At 58.9% G+C, this 17,553-nt stretch carries 16 protein-coding genes and 1 pseudogene; 2 read left to right on the forward strand and 15 right to left on the reverse strand.

Annotated features, from left to right (window positions below; translation table 11 throughout):
* Positions 1-132: 132 nt before the first annotated feature.
* The 8 genes and pseudogenes from ACA051_RS28200 to ACA051_RS28235 all read right to left on the reverse strand — a co-directional run.
* Positions 133-1,023 (reverse strand): ABC transporter permease subunit, encoded by an 891-nt coding sequence (locus ACA051_RS28200; protein WP_403107591.1) that lies wholly within the window; start codon positions 1,021-1,023, stop codon positions 133-135.
* Positions 1,020-1,901 (reverse strand): ABC transporter permease subunit, encoded by an 882-nt coding sequence (locus ACA051_RS28205; protein WP_497375644.1) that lies wholly within the window; start codon positions 1,899-1,901, stop codon positions 1,020-1,022. The genes ACA051_RS28200 and ACA051_RS28205 overlap by 4 nt, the downstream gene beginning before the upstream one ends.
* Before the next feature lie 35 nt (positions 1,902-1,936).
* Positions 1,937-3,079 (reverse strand): ABC transporter ATP-binding protein, encoded by a 1,143-nt coding sequence (locus ACA051_RS28210; protein ID WP_497306229.1) that lies wholly within the window; start codon positions 3,077-3,079, stop codon positions 1,937-1,939.
* A gap of 73 nt (positions 3,080-3,152) precedes the next feature.
* Positions 3,153-4,250 carry a polyamine ABC transporter substrate-binding protein gene (locus ACA051_RS28215; protein ID WP_497372744.1) on the reverse strand — a complete coding sequence of 366 codons (1,098 nt, stop codon included), beginning with the start codon at positions 4,248-4,250 and terminating at the stop codon, positions 3,153-3,155.
* A gap of 236 nt (positions 4,251-4,486) precedes the next feature.
* Complete coding sequence (locus tag ACA051_RS28220; protein ID WP_497306232.1) at positions 4,487-5,599, reverse strand: polyamine ABC transporter substrate-binding protein; 1,113 nt, start codon at positions 5,597-5,599, stop codon at positions 4,487-4,489.
* Positions 5,600-5,769: 170 nt separating this feature from the next.
* Positions 5,770-7,134 carry an aspartate aminotransferase family protein gene (locus tag ACA051_RS28225; protein WP_497306234.1) on the reverse strand — a complete coding sequence of 455 codons (1,365 nt, stop codon included), beginning with the start codon at positions 7,132-7,134 and terminating at the stop codon, positions 5,770-5,772.
* A gap of 58 nt (positions 7,135-7,192) precedes the next feature.
* Positions 7,193-8,551, reverse strand: a complete 1,359-nt coding sequence (locus ACA051_RS28230; protein WP_497306236.1) for a glutamine synthetase family protein — start codon at positions 8,549-8,551, stop codon at positions 7,193-7,195.
* 103 nt (positions 8,552-8,654) lie between these two features.
* Positions 8,655-8,969: pseudogene (locus ACA051_RS28235) on the reverse strand (gamma-glutamyl-gamma-aminobutyrate hydrolase family protein); the annotation flags it as partial.
* 278 nt (positions 8,970-9,247) lie between these two features.
* On the opposite strand from ACA051_RS28235, the gene ACA051_RS28240 reads away from it, so the two are divergent.
* Positions 9,248-10,624 (forward strand): glutamine synthetase family protein, encoded by a 1,377-nt coding sequence (locus ACA051_RS28240; RefSeq protein ID WP_090178366.1) that lies wholly within the window; start codon positions 9,248-9,250, stop codon positions 10,622-10,624.
* A gap of 286 nt (positions 10,625-10,910) precedes the next feature.
* On the forward strand, positions 10,911-11,549 hold the full coding sequence (locus ACA051_RS28245; protein ID WP_497372746.1) for a TetR/AcrR family transcriptional regulator: 639 nt from the start codon (positions 10,911-10,913) through the stop codon (positions 11,547-11,549).
* Between the two features lie 188 nt (positions 11,550-11,737).
* Here the strand turns inward: ACA051_RS28245 and ACA051_RS28250 are convergent, their stop codons facing one another.
* From ACA051_RS28250 to ACA051_RS28280, 7 genes are all read right to left on the reverse strand, one after another.
* Positions 11,738-11,953: a TOBE domain-containing protein gene (locus ACA051_RS28250; protein WP_003229256.1), complete on the reverse strand. Its 216-nt coding sequence runs from the start codon at positions 11,951-11,953 to the stop codon at positions 11,738-11,740.
* A gap of 31 nt (positions 11,954-11,984) precedes the next feature.
* The gene (gene ssuB, locus ACA051_RS28255; RefSeq protein ID WP_253433467.1) at positions 11,985-12,791 is read right to left on the reverse strand and encodes an aliphatic sulfonates ABC transporter ATP-binding protein; all 807 of its coding nucleotides are present in this window, start codon (positions 12,789-12,791) and stop codon (positions 11,985-11,987) included.
* Positions 12,788-13,570 (reverse strand): aliphatic sulfonate ABC transporter permease SsuC, encoded by a 783-nt coding sequence (gene ssuC / locus ACA051_RS28260; protein WP_497372748.1) that lies wholly within the window; start codon positions 13,568-13,570, stop codon positions 12,788-12,790. The genes ssuB and ssuC overlap by 4 nt, the downstream gene beginning before the upstream one ends.
* 8 nt (positions 13,571-13,578) lie before the next feature.
* The gene (gene ssuD, locus ACA051_RS28265; RefSeq protein ID WP_497372750.1) at positions 13,579-14,727 is read right to left on the reverse strand and encodes an FMNH2-dependent alkanesulfonate monooxygenase; all 1,149 of its coding nucleotides are present in this window, start codon (positions 14,725-14,727) and stop codon (positions 13,579-13,581) included.
* 25 nt (positions 14,728-14,752) lie between these two features.
* Complete coding sequence (locus tag ACA051_RS28270; RefSeq protein ID WP_497372752.1) at positions 14,753-15,718, reverse strand: sulfonate ABC transporter substrate-binding protein; 966 nt, start codon at positions 15,716-15,718, stop codon at positions 14,753-14,755.
* Between the two features lie 91 nt (positions 15,719-15,809).
* On the reverse strand, positions 15,810-16,403 hold the full coding sequence (gene ssuE, locus ACA051_RS28275; protein WP_497372754.1) for an NADPH-dependent FMN reductase: 594 nt from the start codon (positions 16,401-16,403) through the stop codon (positions 15,810-15,812).
* Positions 16,404-16,722: 319 nt separating this feature from the next.
* Positions 16,723-17,361 (reverse strand): peroxiredoxin, encoded by a 639-nt coding sequence (locus ACA051_RS28280; RefSeq protein ID WP_282479586.1) that lies wholly within the window; start codon positions 17,359-17,361, stop codon positions 16,723-16,725.
* Positions 17,362-17,553 lie beyond the last annotated feature (192 nt).

Here is a 17,553-nt window from a genome sequence, read left to right on the forward strand (position 1 = left end):
TCGCGAAGAGGCCGTGTCAGTCGATGGAGATATCGACTGACAGACCCGCTTTCGCGAGCAAGTCGAATCGTCGCACCGCCGCTCCCACATGGGATTCGGGTTGACCACAGAGTTGTGATCAACCCGTCAAGCTCAAGCCGCTTCCGGCGCCTGGGCGCGACGCACATCCGGTTGTTTCCAGGAGTCGGCAGCACTTTCTTCGATCGCCTGCTGAATCGCACGCTTGCGCGCTTCTTCGGCACGGCGGCTGAAGAACCAGACCAGGAAGGTCATCAGCGAAACCGCCAGCAGAATCAGGCTGGCCACGGCGTTGATCTCGGGTTTGACCCCCAGACGCACCGCCGAGAACACTTCCATCGGCAGGGTCGTCGAACCCGGACCGGACACGAAGCTCGCCAGCACCAGGTCATCCAGGGACAGGGCAAACGACATCATGCCGCCGGCACCCAGCGATGGCGCGATCATCGGAATGGTGATCAGGAAAAACACCTTCCACGGCCGCGCACCGAGGTCCATGGCCGCTTCTTCGATGGACAAGTCCAGCTCACGCAAGCGCGCCGACACCACCACCGCCACATACGCCGCACAGAACGTGGTGTGAGCGATCCAGATGGTGACGATGCCGCGTTCCTGCGGCCAACCGATCATCTGCGCCATGGCCACGAACAGTAGCAACAGCGACAGACCGGTGATCACTTCGGGCATCACCAGCGGCGCGGTGACCAGGCCACCGAACAACGTGCGTCCCTTGAAGTGGGTGATCCGAGTCAGGACGAACGCCGCCAACGTACCCAGCGCCACCGCCGCCACCGCCGTGTAGCAGGCGATTTCCAGCGAGCGCACCACCGAGCCCATCAGTTGCGTGTTATCCATCAAGCCGACGTACCACTTTATCGACCAGCCCCCCCATACCGTCACCAGTTTGGAGGCGTTGAACGAGTAGATCACCAGGATCAGCATCGGCGCGTAGATGAACAGCAAGCCCGCGATCAGCATGAAACTCGAGAAACGGAAGCGCTTCATTCTTTACCCTCCATTTCTTTGGCCTGACTACGGTTGAACAGGATGATTGGCACAATCAGGATCAGCAGCATGACCACCGCCAGCGCAGAGGCCACCGGCCAGTCACGGTTGTTGAAGAACTCTTGCCAGAGCACTTTACCGATCATCAGGGTTTCCGGACCGCCGAGCAGTTCCGGGATCACGAACTCGCCCACCACCGGAATGAACACCAGCATGCAACCGGCGACAATGCCGTTCTTGGACAATGGAATAGTGATCTTCCAGAAGCTGTTGAACGTGCTCGAACCCAGGTCCGATGCGGCTTCCAGCAAACTGTTGTCGTGCTTCACCAGGTTGGCGTAGAGCGGCAGGATCATGAATGGCAGGTACGAATACACCACGCCGATGTACACGGCGAGGTTGGTGTTGAGGATCTGCAGCGGTTCGTCGATCCAGCCCATGGTCATCAGGAAACCGTTGAGCAAGCCGTTGTTGCTGAGGATGCCCATCCACGCGTAGACGCGGATCAGGATCGCGGTCCAGGTCGGCATCATGATCAGCAGCACCAACACCGTTTGCATCTCTTTACGGGCACTGGCGATGGCATAGGCCATCGGGTAGCCGATCAGCAAACAGAGGATGGTGCTGATCAGCGCCATCTTCAACGAACCGAGGTAAGCGGCGATGTACAACTCGTCGCCGGCCAGCATCGCGTAGTTGCCGAGGTTGAGCAGCACCTGCAGCTTCTGGTCAACGAAATTGTAGATCTCGGTGTACGGCGGAATGGCTACGTCGGCTTCAGCGAAGCTGATCTTCAGGACGATGAAGAACGGCAGCATGAAGAACAGGAACAGCCAGATGAACGGAACCCCGATGACCAGCTGGCGGCCACCGGGAATTATTCGATTGAGGCGGCGTTTGAATTTGCGCATGTTCATGAGCGAAGTACCACGCCGCTGTCGTCTTCCCAGTACACGTAGACCTGATCACCCCAAGTTGGGCGCTGGCCGCGGCGCTCGGCGTTGGCGACGAACGACTGGACGATCTTGCCGCTCGGCAGCTCGACGTAGAACACCGAGTGACCGCCGAGGTAGGCGATGTCGTGCACCTTGCCGCTGGACCAGTTGTATTCGCAGGTCGGCATGGTCGGGGTCACCAGCAGTTTTTCCGGACGGATCGCGTAGGTCACGGATTTGTCCTGCACCGAGGTGCTGATGCCGTGGCCCACGTAGATCTTCCGGTCGAGATCCTTGCAGGTGATGATCGCGTGGCCTTCGGCGTCGTCGATCACTTCACCGTCGAAGATGTTGACGTTGCCGATGAACTCGCAGACCAGGCGGCTGGTCGGGGTTTCGTAGATGTCGATCGGGCTGCCGATCTGGGCGATCCAGCCCAGGTGCATGATCGCGATGCGCTCGGCCATGGTCATGGCCTCTTCCTGGTCGTGGGTCACCATGACGCAGGTTACGCCGACGCGCTCGATGATCTCCACCAGCTCCAGCTGCATTTGCGAACGCAGCTTCTTGTCCAGCGCACCCATCGGTTCGTCGAGCAGCAACAGCTTCGGCCGCTTGGCGAGAGAACGCGCCAGGGCCACACGTTGACGCTGACCGCCAGACAACTGATGCGGCTTGCGCTTGGCGTACTGGCTCATCTGTACCAGCTTGAGCATATCGGCTACGCGAGCATCGATTTCCGCGCCGGAAAGCTTGTCCTGCTTGAGGCCGAACGCGATGTTCTGCGCCACGGTCATGTGCGGGAACAACGCATAGGACTGGAACATCATGTTGATCGGCCGCTCGTACGGCGGCATGTCAGTGATGTCTACGCCATCGAGGAAAATGCGCCCCTCCGTGGGCCGTTCGAAGCCTGCGAGCATGCGCAGCAACGTGGACTTGCCCGATCCCGAACCGCCGAGCAGAGCGAAAATCTCGCCTTTCTTGATTTCCAGGGACACATCGTCCACGGCAATCGTCTCGTCGAACTTCTTCGTGACCCGGTCGATTTTGACCAGCACCTGTTTAGGTGTCTGGTCGCCCTCGAGGGCTTTCTTATAGGCGCCGGAGGCAACTGCCATTTACGAAACTCCCAGAAAAAAAGAGTGCAGTTCGCTCAAGGTGAGCCAACCTTGGATAGTTTGAGCCTTGAAGCTATTTACCCGACTTGACCTTGGTCCAGCTGCGGGTCATCAAACGTTGAATGTTTGGTGGTAACTCGACCGACACGTAGGTCTTGTCGAGGACGGCTTGCGGTGGATAAACCGACTCGTCGGTGCGAATGGACTGCTCCATCAATTTGTCCGAGCCAGGGTTGGGGTTCGCATAGCCAACAGAATCACTGACCTGTGCGATCACCTCGGGTTTCAACAAATAGTTGATAAAGGCGTGGGCTTCTTTGACGTTGGCCGCATCCTTGGGGATCGCCAGCATGTCGAACCAGAGCGCGCCGCCCTCTTTCGGAATCGAGTAGGCGATGTTCATGCCCTTGCCGGCTTCTTCCGCGCGGGCCTTGGCCTGAAACATGTCACCGGAAAAACCGATGGCAATGCAGATGTCGCCGTTGGCGAGGTCCGCGATGTATTTGGAGGAGTGGAAGTACGTCACGTAAGGGCGCACCGCCAGCAACTTGGCTTCGGCCTTTTTGTAATCTTCGGGGTTGGTGCTGTTGGCGTTGAGGCCCATGTAGTTGAGGACGGTGGGCATCATTTCATCGGCGGAATCGAGGAACGCCACGCCGCAAGCGTGCAGCTTCTTGATGTTCTCAGGTTCGAATACCGCGCTCCAGGAATCGATCTTGTCGACGCCCAGCACCGCCTTGATCTTGTCGACGTTGTAACCGATGCCGTTGGTGCCCCACAGGTAAGGCACGGCGTATTGGTTACCCGGATCGTTTTGCTCAAGACGCTTGAGCAGTACCGGATCGAGGTTGGAGTAATTGGTCAGTAGCTTCTTGTCGAGCTTCTGGAAAGCGCCCGCCTTGATCTGCTTGCCCAGGAAGTGGTTGGACGGCACGACCACGTCGTAACCGGTACGCCCGGCCAGCAACTTGCCTTCCAGGGTTTCGTTAGAGTCGAAGACGTCGTAGACCGGTTTGATGCCGGTCTCTTTCTGGAAGTCGGCCAGGGTGGTCGCACCGATGTAGTCCGACCAGTTATAAATATGCACAGTGCCGGCGGCCTGGACACTGACAGCGAGTGTCAGCCCGGCGCCGACCAGCATGGCATTGCGCAACAAAGAAAAAATAGGCAAGTGGAGGTCCTCTAAAATTAGTTGGGCCCAAGTTGCCCCGCGTTACATGACAGTCATGGCTGCCCAGCAACAAAACCGGCGCGCAACTTACCCTCGAAAAACCGTTCCAGCAAACTTTATGAAGATCTGTAGCAGCTGCCGCAGGCTGCGTTCAGCTGCGGAGCAGTTGTGCTGTTGAAAAAGCGGAGGCCCTTCGGACCTCAACGCAGCCTTCGGCAGCTGCTACAGGGTTTTACTTATTTACCCGATTTAATTTTGGTCCAGCTGCGCGTCATGATCCGCTGGGTCGCGGCCGGCAAGTCGGCAATCGCGTACAGCTTGGCCAACACGTCTGCCGGCGGGTAGATACCTGGATCGCTGGTGATTTCTTTATCAACCAAAGCGGTGGCGGCTGCGTTACCGTTCGGGAAACGTACGGCGTTGGTGATTTCGGCCATGATTTCCGGCTTCTGCAGGAAGGTCATGAACTTGTAGGCGCCTTCGACGTTTTCGGCATCTTTAGGGATGGCGACCATGTCGTAGAAGCTGCCGGCACCTTCTTTCGGAATGTTGTAGCTGACTTTCACCTTGTCACCGGCTTCAGCCGCGCGGGACTTGGCCTGGTAGATGTCACCCGAGTAACCCACGGCCACGCAGATGTTGCCGTTGGCCAGGTCGGAGATGTACTTGGACGAGTGGAAGTAGCCCACCGAAGGACGAATCTTCAGGAACAGTGCTTCGGCTTCGGCCAGTTGTTTTTTGTCCTGGCTGTCGGTTGGATAGCCCAGGTAGTGCAACGCCACCGGAATCATCTCGGTTGGCGAATCGAGGAAACTGATACCGCACGACTTCAACTTGGCGGCGTTTTCAGGTTTGAACAGCAGGTCCCAGGAATTGGTTGGCGCATCGGCACCCAGTGCAGCCTTGACCTTCTCGGCGTTGAAGCCGATGCCGATCGAACCCCACATGTACGGGAAAGCGTGTTCGTTGCCCGGGTCGCTCACCGATACCGCTTTGAGCAGGTCGGTGTTCAGGTTTTTCCAGTTAGGCAGCTTGGACTTGTCCAGCTTCTGGTAAACGCCGGCCTTGATCTGCTTGGCCAGGAAGTTGTTCGACGGCACGACGATGTCGTAACCGGACTTGCCTGCCAGCAACTTGGCTTCCAGGGTTTCGTTACTGTCGAATACGTCGTAGACAACCTTGATGCCGGACTCGGTTTCGAACTTCTTGATGGTGTCCGGTGCGATGTAGTCGGACCAGTTATAGACGTGCAACACCTTGTCGTCCGCCTGAACCGCACCCGCCATTATGCCCATCAGGGACAGGGCGAGGAGTGTCTTGCCAGCAAGCTTTTTTCCTAATGCCTTCATGCGTAATGCTCCAAATTTTTTCTTTTTTGAACCACTTTGTTCAGCGGCCGAACCCGGACAACTGGAACCGCGGCTAGTCTGGCAAGATCCGAGGCGGTCTTTCAAGGAAAGGCCTCCCTTTAGAACTGCTCTGAGCGAAAGTTTCATGACTCCCGCCCAGAGCCTAGCACTTAGCCCTGCAACGCACTCAGGGTCAGGTCCAGGCACTTGCGTGCCTTGGTTACCAGCTCATCGATTTCAGCCTTGGTAATCACCAGCGGCGGAGCAATGATCATGGTGTCCCCCACGGCACGCATGATCAGGCCGTTTTCGAAGCAGAACGTGCGGCAGATCATGCCGACGCCCTTGCCTTCGTAACGCTTGCGAGTGGCCTTGTCCTGAACCAGCTCAATGGCCCCCAACAGACCGACCCCACGCACTTCCCCCACCAACGGGTGATCGTTCAGTTCCCGTAGACGCTTTTGCAAATAGGGTGCCGTTTCCGCATGAACGCGCTCGATAATTTTTTCTTCGCGCAGGATGCGGATGTTTTCCAGTGCCACCGCCGCGGCCACCGGGTGCCCGGAATAGGTGAAACCGTGGTTGAAATCGCCACCTTCGTTGAGCACCGCGACCACTTCGTCACGCACGATCAGACCACCCATCGGGATGTAGCCGGAGGTCAGGCCTTTGGCGATGGTCATCATGTCGGGCTTGAGGTCGTAGAAATCGGAACCGAACCACTCACCGGTGCGGCCGAAACCACAGATCACTTCGTCTGCCACGAACAGAATGTCGTACTTGGCGAGGATTTCCTTGATGCGCGGCCAGTAGGTCTCTGGCGGAATGATCACGCCGCCGGCGCCCTGGATCGGCTCGGCAATAAAGGCACCGACGTTGTCCACGCCGATTTCCAGAATCTTTTCTTCCAGCTGATTGGCCGCCCATACACCGAACTCTTCCGGTGTCATGTCGCCGCCTTCAGCGAACCAGTACGGCTGGGCGATGTGGACGATGCCCGGGATCGGCAAGTCGCCTTGTTCGTGCATGTAGGTCATGCCACCCAGGCTCGCGCCGGCCACGGTGGAACCGTGATAGCCGTTCTTGCGGCTGATGATGACTTTCTTCTTCGGCTGGCCCTTGATCGCCCAATAGTGGCGGACCATCCGCAGCATGGTGTCGTTGCCTTCGGACCCGGAACCGGTGAAGAACACGTGGTTCATGCCTTGCGGCGCGATGTCGGCGATGGCCTTGGCCAGTTCCAGCACCGGCGGGTGAGCGGTCTGGAAGAACAGGTTGTAGTAAGGCAGTTCGCGCATTTGTTTGCTGGCGGCATCGGCCAGTTCATCGCGACCGTAGCCAATCGCAACGCACCACAGGCCGGCCATGCCGTCGAGGATCTTGTTGCCTTCGCTGTCCCAGAGGTAAACACCCTTGGCGCTGGTGATGATCCGCGGGCCTTTCTCTTTCAGCTGTTTGAAGTCGCTGAATGGGGCCAAGTGGTGATCGTTGCTCAGGGCTTGCCATTCACGGGTTTGCGGGTTGTTGCTGGTCATTCGAATTCTCCTAAGATTTCGGTAAAGGGCGCCGCCAAGTGCAGCGACGCCCGGCGCATCAGACGGCGAAGAGCAGGAATTCCCGCTCCCACGAACTGATGACGCGCTTGAAGTTTTCATGCTCGGCCCGCTTGACCGCGACGTAGCCAGTGATGAATTTCTTGCCCAGGTATTTCTCGACGGTCGCGCTGTTTTCCATGCGTTCCAGCGCGTCTTCGATGGTCAGTGGCAGGCGCAGGTTGCGGCGTTCATAGCCACGGCCCACCACCGGCGCACTCGGGTTCAAGCCTTCGACCATGCCGATGTAACCGCAGAGCAGGCTCGCGGCAATCGCCAGGTACGGGTTGGCGTCGGCGCCCGGCAGGCGGTTTTCCACCCGACGGTTTTGCGGCCCGGCATCCGGAACCCGCAGGCCCACAGTGCGGTTCTCTTCGCCCCACTCCACGTTCACCGGCGCCGAGGTGTCCGGCAGGAAGCGGCGGAACGAGTTGACGTTGGGTGCGAACAGCGGCAACAACTCGGGGATAAGCTTCTGCAAACCACCGATGTGGTGCAGGAACAATTGGCTCATGCTCCCGTCTTCATTGGAGAAAACGTTCTTGCCGGTTTCGATGTCGATGATGCTCTGGTGCAAGTGCATCGCACTGCCCGGCTCGCCGGTCATGGGCTTGGCCATGAAGGTGGCCGCCACGTCGTGCTTGAGCGCAGCTTCGCGCATAGTGCGTTTGAAGATCAGGATCTGGTCGGCCAGGGACAGGGCATCGCCGTGACGGAAGTTGATTTCCATCTGCGCCGTGCCGTCCTCGTGGATCAACGTGTCGAGGTCCAGTTCCTGCAATTCGCACCAGTCGTAGACGTCCTCAAACAGCGGATCGAATTCGTTTGCCGCCTCAATGGAGAACGACTGACGACCGATTTCCGGGCGCCCGGAACGGCCAATCGGCGGTTGCAGCGGGTAGTCAGGGTCGTCACTGCGTTTGGTCAGGTAAAACTCCATTTCCGGCGCCACGATCGGCTGCCAGCCTTTGTCGGCATAGAGTTTCAGGACCTTTTTAAGCACATTGCGCGGCGACAGCTCGATCGGGTTGCCCTGCTTGTCGTAAGTGTCGTGGATCACCTGGGCGGTCGGCTCAATGGACCAAGGCACCAGGTAAACCGCGTTCTGGTCGGGGCGGCAGATCATGTCGATGTCGGCCGGGTCAAGCAGTTCGTAATAGATGTCGTCTTCGACATAGTCGCCGGTCACGGTCTGCAACAGAACGCTCTCGGGCAGGCGCATGCCTTTTTCGGCAATGAACTTGTTGGTCGGCGAAATCTTACCCCGGGTGATCCCGGTCAAGTCGGCGATCATGCATTCGACTTCTGTGATCTTGTGGTCTTTCAACCAATCGGTGAGCTGGTCGAGGTTGTTACTCATAAATGCCTCTTAGGCTGAGTTTCCTGACTCTAATAAGTCAGGCGTTGTTTGACGCATGGGCGTCGCGTGATACAGATTGCCACTGCAATAGCCGCGCACAACTACCCACTCGGGTAATGGCGTGGGTCAGCGATAGCGTAGTTGCGCGTGCAGAATCATGAGCAGAAGCCGACGCGTTGGTCGGGCCGACTGGATAAAACGGTTCTATATTGGAAAGAGAGCCAGTAAAGAGAATGTCGTGCAGACCGTCCAGAATATCGGACGGCGCCAGCAGGTTCGCCGGGGAAGGAAGAGTCGACGGCACGCCGTTGGCAACGCTTGCCTTGGCGTGGACGCAACGATCGCCACTGATGTGATAAGCATGCAGACCGATCTGCCTTGAGCAGATGGCGACGCCGATTAACGGCAGGCGAGACATGAAGCACCCCGGTATTATTGCTGTTATGGGTTTGAATCGAGCTTAGCCTTGTTCATTTTTTTACACAACACCCCCGTAAAAAATACAACACGGCCCGCTCAAGCTCGCGGGCGCCAAAGCGCTCAAAGGCATAAAAACGCCCCAAACTGCCTCAAAAAAGCCCTACGAGCGCTTTTTTAGGGCAAAAAAGGCCTCGCTTGACTTCGGCATCCCGTTCGGGTTGACTGAAACCCGAAGAGATCAATGATTGATATTTTTAACAACAAAGGTGTTGCATCATGTCGGTACCCCCGCGTGCCGTTCAGCTTAACGAAGCGAACGCGTTCCTTAAGGAACATCCTGAGGTTCTGTACGTTGACCTTCTGATTGCGGATATGAATGGTGTGGTGCGCGGCAAGCGCATTGAACGCACCAGCCTCCACAAGGTTTACGAGAAAGGCATCAACCTGCCGGCCTCTCTATTTGCTCTGGATATCAATGGCTCGACGGTGGAAAGCACCGGCCTGGGTCTGGACATCGGCGATGCTGACCGAATCTGCTATCCAATCCCTGACACCCTGTGCAATGAACCCTGGCAGAAGCGCCCTACCGCGCAACTGTTGATGACCATGCACGAACTCGAAGGCCAGCCGTTCTTTGCCGACCCGCGAGAAGTGCTGGCCAATGTGGTTCGCAAGTTCGACGAGATGGGCCTGACCATCTGCGCCGCGTTCGAACTGGAGTTCTACCTGATCGACCAGGAGAACGTGAACGGTCGTCCGCAACCGCCGCGCTCGCCGGTGTCCGGCAAACGCCCGCATTCGACTCAGGTGTACCTGATCGACGACCTCGACGAATACGTCGACTGCCTCCAGGACATTCTGGAAGGTGCGAAAGAGCAAGGCATCCCTGCCGACGCGATCGTCAAGGAAAGTGCCCCGGCGCAGTTCGAAGTGAACCTGCACCACGTAGCCGACCCGATCAAGGCTTGCGACTACGCAGTCCTGCTCAAGCGTCTGATCAAGAACATCGCCTACGACCATGAGATGGATACCACCTTCATGGCCAAGCCTTACCCGGGCCAGGCGGGCAACGGTCTGCACGTACACATTTCGATTCTTGATAAAGATGGCAAAAACATTTTTGCCAGCGAGGATCCCGAGCAGAACGCCGCACTGCGTCACGCGATCGGCGGTGTGCTCGAGACCCTACCGGCGCAGATGGCTTTCCTCTGCCCGAACGTCAACTCCTACCGTCGTTTCGGCGCACAGTTCTACGTGCCGAACTCGCCGTGCTGGGGCCTGGACAACCGCACCGTAGCGATCCGCGTTCCAACCGGTGCCGCAGATGCCGTGCGCATCGAACACCGTGTGGCCGGTGCCGACGCCAACCCGTACCTGCTGATGGCTTCGGTCCTGGCAGGCGTGCACCACGGTTTGACCAACAAGATCGAGCCCGGCGCACCCGTGGAAGGCAACTCCTACGAGCAGAACGAGCAGAGCCTGCCGAACAACCTGCGTGATGCATTGCGCGAGCTGGACGACAGCGAAGTCATGGCCAAGTACATCGATCCGAAATACATCGATATCTTTGTGGCTTGTAAGGAAAGCGAGCTGGAGGAGTTTGAACACTCCATCTCTGACCTTGAGTACAACTGGTACCTGCATACCGTGTAAGCGGTTGCAGTAAAAAGCAAACGCCGCAGGCTGTTAAAAGCCTGCGGCGTTTTTTTATGGCTGAACACCAAACCCTGTGGCGAGGGAGCTTGCTCCCGCTGGGTCGCGAAGCGACCCCAAACCGGTCAATGCGGCGTGCCTGACAGAACCGCATTTCGGATTAAAGGGAGTCCTTCGGCCTCCAGCGGGAGCAAGCTCCCTCGCCACAGGGACTGTAGGCACCACAGGGGAGATGGCACATCTGGCTGCTCTGCGTACAATGCCCCCTGCCCCGCAGGAGACTCCAATGACGCGCACCGCCACCATTCGCAAACCCCGCGCCCGCAGCCAGGCCCGGATCGATTCGATACTCGATGCCGCCCGCACGCTGCTGGCGGCCGAAGGTGTGGCCAGCCTGTCGATCTACAGCGTCGCCGAACGCGCGGAGATCCCGCCCTCTTCCGTCTACCATTTCTTCGCCAGCGTCCCGGCCCTGCTCGAAGCCTTGACGGCCGACGTCCACGCCGCGTTCCGCGCCTGCCTGCAAGCACCTATCGACCACCATGCCCTCAGCGGCTGGCGCGACCTGTCGCGAATCGTGGAGCAGCGCATGCTCGACATCTATGGCGAAGATGCCGCTGCCCGCCAACTGATCCTCGCCCAGCACGGCCTGACCGAAGTCACCCAGGCCGACCGTCAGCACGACATCGAACTGGGCGACCTGATGCACAAGCTGTTCGATCATCACTTCGAGTTGCCGAAGTTGCCGACCGATGTCGATGTGTTTGCGCTGGCGATGGAGCTCGGCGACCGCGTTTATGCGCGCTCGGTGCAGCAACATGGGCAGATCACCCCGCGCATGGCCGAGGAAGGGATGCGGGTGTTTGATGCTTATTTGGGCCTTTATCTGCCGCCCTACCTGCCGAAGCGCGCCGTTTCAGCCTGATCTCTGTGGCGGCTGCGATGGCCTCATCGCGAGCAGGCTCGCTCCCACATTGGATCTTCGTCGAACACAGCATTTGTGTACCGCACAATTCCCTGCTCGCGATGGCAGCACCGCCGCATTCACTGATTCACACGCATAAAAAACCCCGAAGGGCTCACGTCCTCCGGGGCTGGTCACAGTGCATACCCTTACAGCTTGGCGATCGACACCTCGGTGGATTTCACAAACGCGATCACTTCGCTGCCAACCACCAGTTCCAGTTCTTTCACTGAACGCGTGGTGATCACCGAAGTAACGATGCCGGAGGCGGTCTGTACGTCGATTTCCGACAGTACGTCGCCCAATACAATTTCCTTGATCGAGCCTTTGAACTGGTTACGAACGTTGATGGCTTTGATAGTCATGATGTTGATTCCTGTCATTGGATAAGGCGGGTTATTGCGCCCAACGCAGTTGCGTAGGCAAGGGTGAAACAGGTTCCGGTTCCGGCGGTTCGCCGGGCAGCGCCAGCACGCGATTGAGGACTTCGGTTTCCAGCGCCGCCAGCCGATGGGAGCCACGGACCCGAGGGCGTGGCAGCTCAACGTGCAGGTCGAGGCCGACTTCGCCCTCTTCGATCAGGATCACCCGATCGGCAATCGCCACCGCTTCGCTGACGTCGTGAGTCACCAGCAACACGGTGAAGCCGTGCTTCTGCCAGAGCCGTTCGATCAGTTGCTGCATTTCGATTCGGGTCAGGGCATCCAGCGCGCCCAAGGGTTCGTCGAGCAGCAGCAAGCGCGGTTGATGAATCAGCGCACGGGCCAGGGCCACGCGTTGCTTCTGGCCACCGGACAATGCGGCGGGCCACTCATTGGCGCGATCCGCCAGGCCGACCGATTCCAAGGCTTCCAGCGCTTGAGGCCGCCAGTTGCCCTTGAGCCCGAGGCCGACGTTGTCGATGACCTTCTTCCACGGCAGCAAACGCGCTTCCTGGAACATCAGTCGGGTGTCTTCCCGCGCATCGCTCAGCGGCGCGGAGCCTGCGAGCAATTCACCACCGGTGGGTTTGTCGAGACCGGCGAGCAACCGCAGCAAGGTACTTTTGCCACAACCGCTACGACCGACCACGGCAACAAACTGACCCGCCGGGATGTGCAGATCGATCTCACGCAGCACTTGCCGCGAGCCAAAGGTTTTTTGCAGTTTGCGCACCACCAGCGGAATTCCGCGCAGCAGGCGTGGAGGTTGTTGAGCGGTCATGCGGCACCTCCTTTGGCAACCTGATACGCCGGATGCCAGCGCAACCAGACACGTTCAAGTCCACGGGCCGCGAGGTCGGCAAGCTTGCCCAGCACGGCGTACATCAGGATCGCCAGCACCACCACGTCGGTCTGCAGGAACTCCCGGGCATTCATGGCCAGGTAGCCGATGCCAGAGCTGGCGGAAATGGTTTCCGCCACGATCAGCGTCAGCCACATGAAGCCCAACGCGAAACGCACACCCACCAGAATCGAAGGCAGCGCACCCGGCAGAATCACCTGGCGAAACAGGCTGAAACCGGACAAGCCATAACTGCGCGACATTTCCACCAACGCCGGATCGACGTTGCGGATGCCGTGATAGGTGTTGAGGTAGATCGGGAACAATGTGCCCAACGCCACCAGGAAAATCTTCGCTGACTCATCGATGCCGAACCACAGGATCACCAGCGGAATCAGCGCCAGGTGCGGCACGTTGCGGATCATCTGCACCGAACTGTCGAGCAGGCGCTCGCCCCACTTCGACAGACCGGTGATGAAACCCAAGGCCAGACCGATGCCGCCGCCAATGGTGAAGCCCAAGGCTGCACGCCAGCCGCTGATCGCCAGGTGCGTCCAGATTTCACCGCTGCGCACCAGGCTCACGCCGGCCTCGATCACGGCGATCGGCGCCGGCAGAATCCGTGTCGACAACCAGCCCGCCGACACCGACAACTGCCACACCGCCAGCAGCAACACCGGCAACGCCCAAGGCGCGAGGTTATGGATAATTCTCTTCATGGCGCGCCTCAGCTCTGGGACGCGGCTTTGGGAAGAATGTCGTTGGCGACCATCTCACCGAACGGGCTGACGTAATTGGCGCCCTGGGGCAGCTCCGGACGTTCGATGTCGAGGTGCGGGAACAACAATTCCGCAACTCGGTACGACTCTTCCAGGTGTGGATAACCGGAGAAGATGAAGGTATCGATGCCCAGGTCCGCGTATTCCTTCACGCGGGCAGCCACGGTCGGTCCGTCGCCCACCAACGCCGTACCGGCACCGCCACGCACCAGGCCGACACCGGCCCACAGGTTGGGGCTGACTTCGAGGTTGTCGCGGCTTCCGCCGTGCAGCGCGGCCATGCGTTGCTGGCCGACCGAATCGAAGCGCGCCAGCGAAGCCTGGGCACGGGCGATGGTTTCGTCGTCCAGATGAGAAATCAGCCGATCCGCCGCTTGCCAGGCTTCGGCGGTGGTTTCGCGGACGATCACATGTAATCGAATGCCGAAACGCACAGTGCGACCGAGCTTCGCGGCTTTGGCGCGCACTTGTTCAATCTTCTCGGCAACGGCTTCCGGTGGTTCGCCCCAGGTCAGGACCATTTCCACCTGCTCGGCCGCGAGGTCTTGCGCCGCTTCCGACGAGCCCCCGAAGTACAGCGGCGGACGCGGTTGCTGGATCGGTGGATAGAGCAACTTGGCGCCTTTCACGCTGATGTGCTGGCCGTCGTAATCAACGGTTTCGCCCTCCAGCACGCGACGCCAGATGCGGGTGAATTCCACCGAGGCTTGATAGCGCTCTTCGTGGCTGAGGAACAAACCGTCGCCGGCCAATTCTTCTGGATCACCGCCGGTCACCAGATTGAACAGCGCACGGCCGCCGGATAAGCGATCCAGGGTCGCTGCCTGACGCGCGGCCACCGTCGGGGAAATGATCCCGGGGCGCAGCGCGACAAGGAACTTCAAGCGCTGGGTCACCGGGATCAGCGACGCCGCCACCAGCCACGAGTCTTCGCAGGAGCGACCGGTGGGAATCAACACCCCGCCGAAGCCCAGGCGATCCGCCGCTTGGGCGATTTGTTGCAGGTATCCGTGGTCGACGGCGCGGGCGCCTTCGGCGGTGCCAAGGTAATGGCCGTCGCCGTGGGTAGGCAGGAACCAGAAAATATTGAGGCTCATGGAGTGGTCTCCTTGGGGAATCGGATTACTGCGCTTTGGCAAGGGCGGCCGGTGGCGTCCAGATCACGTCTTTGATGCTCAACTGTTTCGGAATCAGCTTGAGCTGGTAGAAGCTGTCGGCGATTTTCTGTTGGGCGGCGACCACTTCAGGCGTGAGGAACAGGGCGCCGTAGCCCTGGCGTTTCACCGAAGTCAGGGTGATGTCCGCCGGCAGGCCGAGCAGTGGCGAAACCTGCTTGGTCACGTCTTCGGGATTGGCTTTGGACCACTCGCCGACAGCGCGCACTTCTTCCACGAGGGTCTTGATCACCTCAGGATTCTTCTGCGCATATGGCTTGGTCGCGAGGTAGAACTGGTGGTTGTCGACGATGCCCTGGCCATCGCGCAGGGTGCGCGCTTGCAGTTGCTGTTCGGCGGCAGCCTGGTACGGGTCCCAGATCACCCAGGCATCGACGCTGCCACGTTCGAACGCAGCGCGGGCATCGGCCGGCGGCAGGAATACTGTCTGGATGTCAGTGTATTTGAGGCCGGCGTCTTCCAGTGCGCGGACCAGCAAGTAATGGACGTTGGAGCCTTTGTTCAGTACGACTTTCTTGCCCTTGAGGTCCTGCACCGATTTGATCGGCGAGTCCTTCGGCACCAGGATCGCTTCGCTGTGAGGCGCAGGCGGTTCGTAGGCGACGTAGAGCAAATCGGCGCCGGCCGCTTGAGCGAATACCGGCGGGGTTTCGCCGGTGACGCCGAAGTCGATCGAGCCGACGTTCAAGCCTTCGAGCAGCTGCGGGCCGCCGGGGAACTCAGTCCATTGCACGTCCACGCCTTGGGCGGCGAGGCGTTTTTCGAGGGTGCCTTTGGCTTTGAGCAGCACCAAAGTGCCGTACTTCTGATAACCGATCCGAAGCGTCTCGGCCTGAGCTTGAGTAATGGCGCCGAAGGTGACAGCCGCTGCAAACAGAGCGACCAGACCACGACGCAAAATGACAGTGCGCATGGCGCTCTCCTTTTTTGCGGTTGGGTTTTGGCTGCACCTGCTTGGCCGTTGGCGGCTGAGTAAGGTGGAGTGAAGCAAATTCGGATGAGACTTAAATGCTCCAGCGAGCACTCAACAAACGTTCGTTCAACAGGTTCGGATCGAGCGGCTTCGGCCGTCGGGCCATGGCGCTGAAAAACAATTCCAGCGATTCAGTCAGTCGTTGTTCCAGCTCTGGCGCCAACTGCGCCTGGACGCTGCCTTCGCCGTAAGCGATCTGGCTGTCCACGGCAAAAATCCCGTGGAGCATTTCCTGGGCTTTGAACGCCGACAGCACAGGCTTGAGCGCGTAATCCACCGCCAGCATGTGGGCGATACTGCCGCCGGTAGCCATGGGCAAAACCACTTTGTGGTCCAACGCACGCTCGGGCAGCAGGTCCAGCACGGTTTTCAGTGCGCCGGAGAACGACGCCTTGTAGACCGGGGTGGCGATCAACAGGCCGTCGGCATTTTCAATCTGTTGCAGCAGGTCGATCACCTTCGGGCTGTCGAAGCGTGCATGCAGCAAGTCTTCGGCCGGGAAGTCCCGCACCTGGTAACTCACTACTTCCACACCTTGCGCTTGCAACCAGCGTTGGGAGCGCTCCAGCAGCACCCCGGAACGGGAGCGTTGGCTGGGACTGCCACCGAGTGAGACGACCAGCATTCAGGCGATTCCTTGAACGGTGTTGGCGATTCGCGGATTGCGATCTCGCTGTGATGGAGGTGACCTTAACAGGCGATTTTTATATCCATAAATCATATTTATTCATTTGGTTATGCATTTTGGAGATATAAGAAAACGCTTCTTACGGGCGAAAAAAAAGGCCGTCGAAACGGCCTGAAATCCCCTGCTTTATGGAATTTGCATCGCTCTCCTGTAGTAGCGAGGCTTGCCCGCGAAGGCGAGGTCACAGCCACTATCATTGTTGGATGTGATGGCCTCTTCGCGGGCAAGCCTCGCTCCTACAGGGAACAGTTTTTACTCAACGGTTGGGTTGCGGCGTCAGGCGCAGGTACGGTTTCACCGCGCGATAACCCTTGGGAAAGCGCTTCTTGATTTCGTCTTCATCCTTGAGCGACGGCACGATCACCACTTCATCGCCGTCCTGCCAGTTGGCCGGGGTGGCCACCTTGTAGTTGTCGGTGAGTTGCAGCGAGTCGATCACTCGCAGGATCTCGTGGAAATTACGCCCGGTGCTCGCCGGGTACGTGATGGTCAGCCTGACCTTTTTGTTCGGGTCGATCACAAACAGCGAGCGCACGGTCAGCGTGTCATTGGCGTTCGGGTGGATCAGGTCATAGAGGTCCGAGACCTTGCGGTCCGCGTCGGCCAGGATCGGGAAGTTGACGAGGGTGTTCTGGGTTTCATTGATGTCCTCGATCCACTTGTGGTGCGAGTCCACCGGGTCCACGGACAGGGCGATGGCTTTCACACCGCGACGGGCGAATTCATCCTTCAGCTTTGCGGTGAAGCCCAGTTCGGTGGTGCACACCGGCGTGAAGTCTGCCGGATGGGAAAACAGCACGCCCCAGCTATCGCCCAGCCATTCGTGGAAACGGAGGGTGCCGGCGCTGGAATCCTGTTCGAAGTCGGGGGCGATATCGCCCAGTCTGAGGCTCATGGTGCTGCTCCTGGTGAGTGCTTGTCGGGCTCAACTGTGCCTGTGTTCCTTATGGTTTAAAAAGAATAAATATCGATTTATTTAGATCATAAGTGAATATTAAATATCTATTCACTGGACCTACGCGAGCATCAGGGGCGAACATCGCCCACAAGGTTCGAGAAGGCCTTGAGTTGTTGCACAGAGGGAGTT

The sequence above is a fragment of the Pseudomonas sp. LBUM1669 genome (genome assembly GCF_059695705.1).

Coding starts and splice junctions, on each gene's coding strand:
- ACA051_RS28200 (WP_403107591.1), bottom strand. CDS start 1,023: ATGAAGCGCTTCCGTTTCTCGAGTTTCATGCTGATCGCGGGCTTGCTG.
- ACA051_RS28210 (WP_497306229.1), bottom strand. CDS start 3,079: ATGGCAGTTGCCTCCGGCGCCTATAAGAAAGCCCTCGAGGGCGACCAG.
- ACA051_RS28220 (WP_497306232.1), bottom strand. CDS start 5,599: ATGAAGGCATTAGGAAAAAAGCTTGCTGGCAAGACACTCCTCGCCCTG.
- ACA051_RS28225 (WP_497306234.1), bottom strand. CDS start 7,134: ATGACCAGCAACAACCCGCAAACCCGTGAATGGCAAGCCCTGAGCAAC.
- ACA051_RS28230 (WP_497306236.1), bottom strand. CDS start 8,551: ATGAGTAACAACCTCGACCAGCTCACCGATTGGTTGAAAGACCACAAG.
- ACA051_RS28240 (WP_090178366.1), top strand. CDS start 9,248: ATGTCGGTACCCCCGCGTGCCGTTCAGCTTAACGAAGCGAACGCGTTC.
- ACA051_RS28245 (WP_497372746.1), top strand. CDS start 10,911: ATGACGCGCACCGCCACCATTCGCAAACCCCGCGCCCGCAGCCAGGCC.
- ACA051_RS28250 (WP_003229256.1), bottom strand. CDS start 11,953: ATGACTATCAAAGCCATCAACGTTCGTAACCAGTTCAAAGGCTCGATC.
- ssuB (WP_253433467.1), bottom strand. CDS start 12,791: ATGACCGCTCAACAACCTCCACGCCTGCTGCGCGGAATTCCGCTGGTG.
- ssuC (WP_497372748.1), bottom strand. CDS start 13,570: ATGAAGAGAATTATCCATAACCTCGCGCCTTGGGCGTTGCCGGTGTTG.
- ssuD (WP_497372750.1), bottom strand. CDS start 14,727: ATGAGCCTCAATATTTTCTGGTTCCTGCCTACCCACGGCGACGGCCAT.
- ACA051_RS28270 (WP_497372752.1), bottom strand. CDS start 15,718: ATGCGCACTGTCATTTTGCGTCGTGGTCTGGTCGCTCTGTTTGCAGCG.
- ssuE (WP_497372754.1), bottom strand. CDS start 16,403: ATGCTGGTCGTCTCACTCGGTGGCAGTCCCAGCCAACGCTCCCGTTCC.
- ACA051_RS28280 (WP_282479586.1), bottom strand. CDS start 17,361: ATGAGCCTCAGACTGGGCGATATCGCCCCCGACTTCGAACAGGATTCC.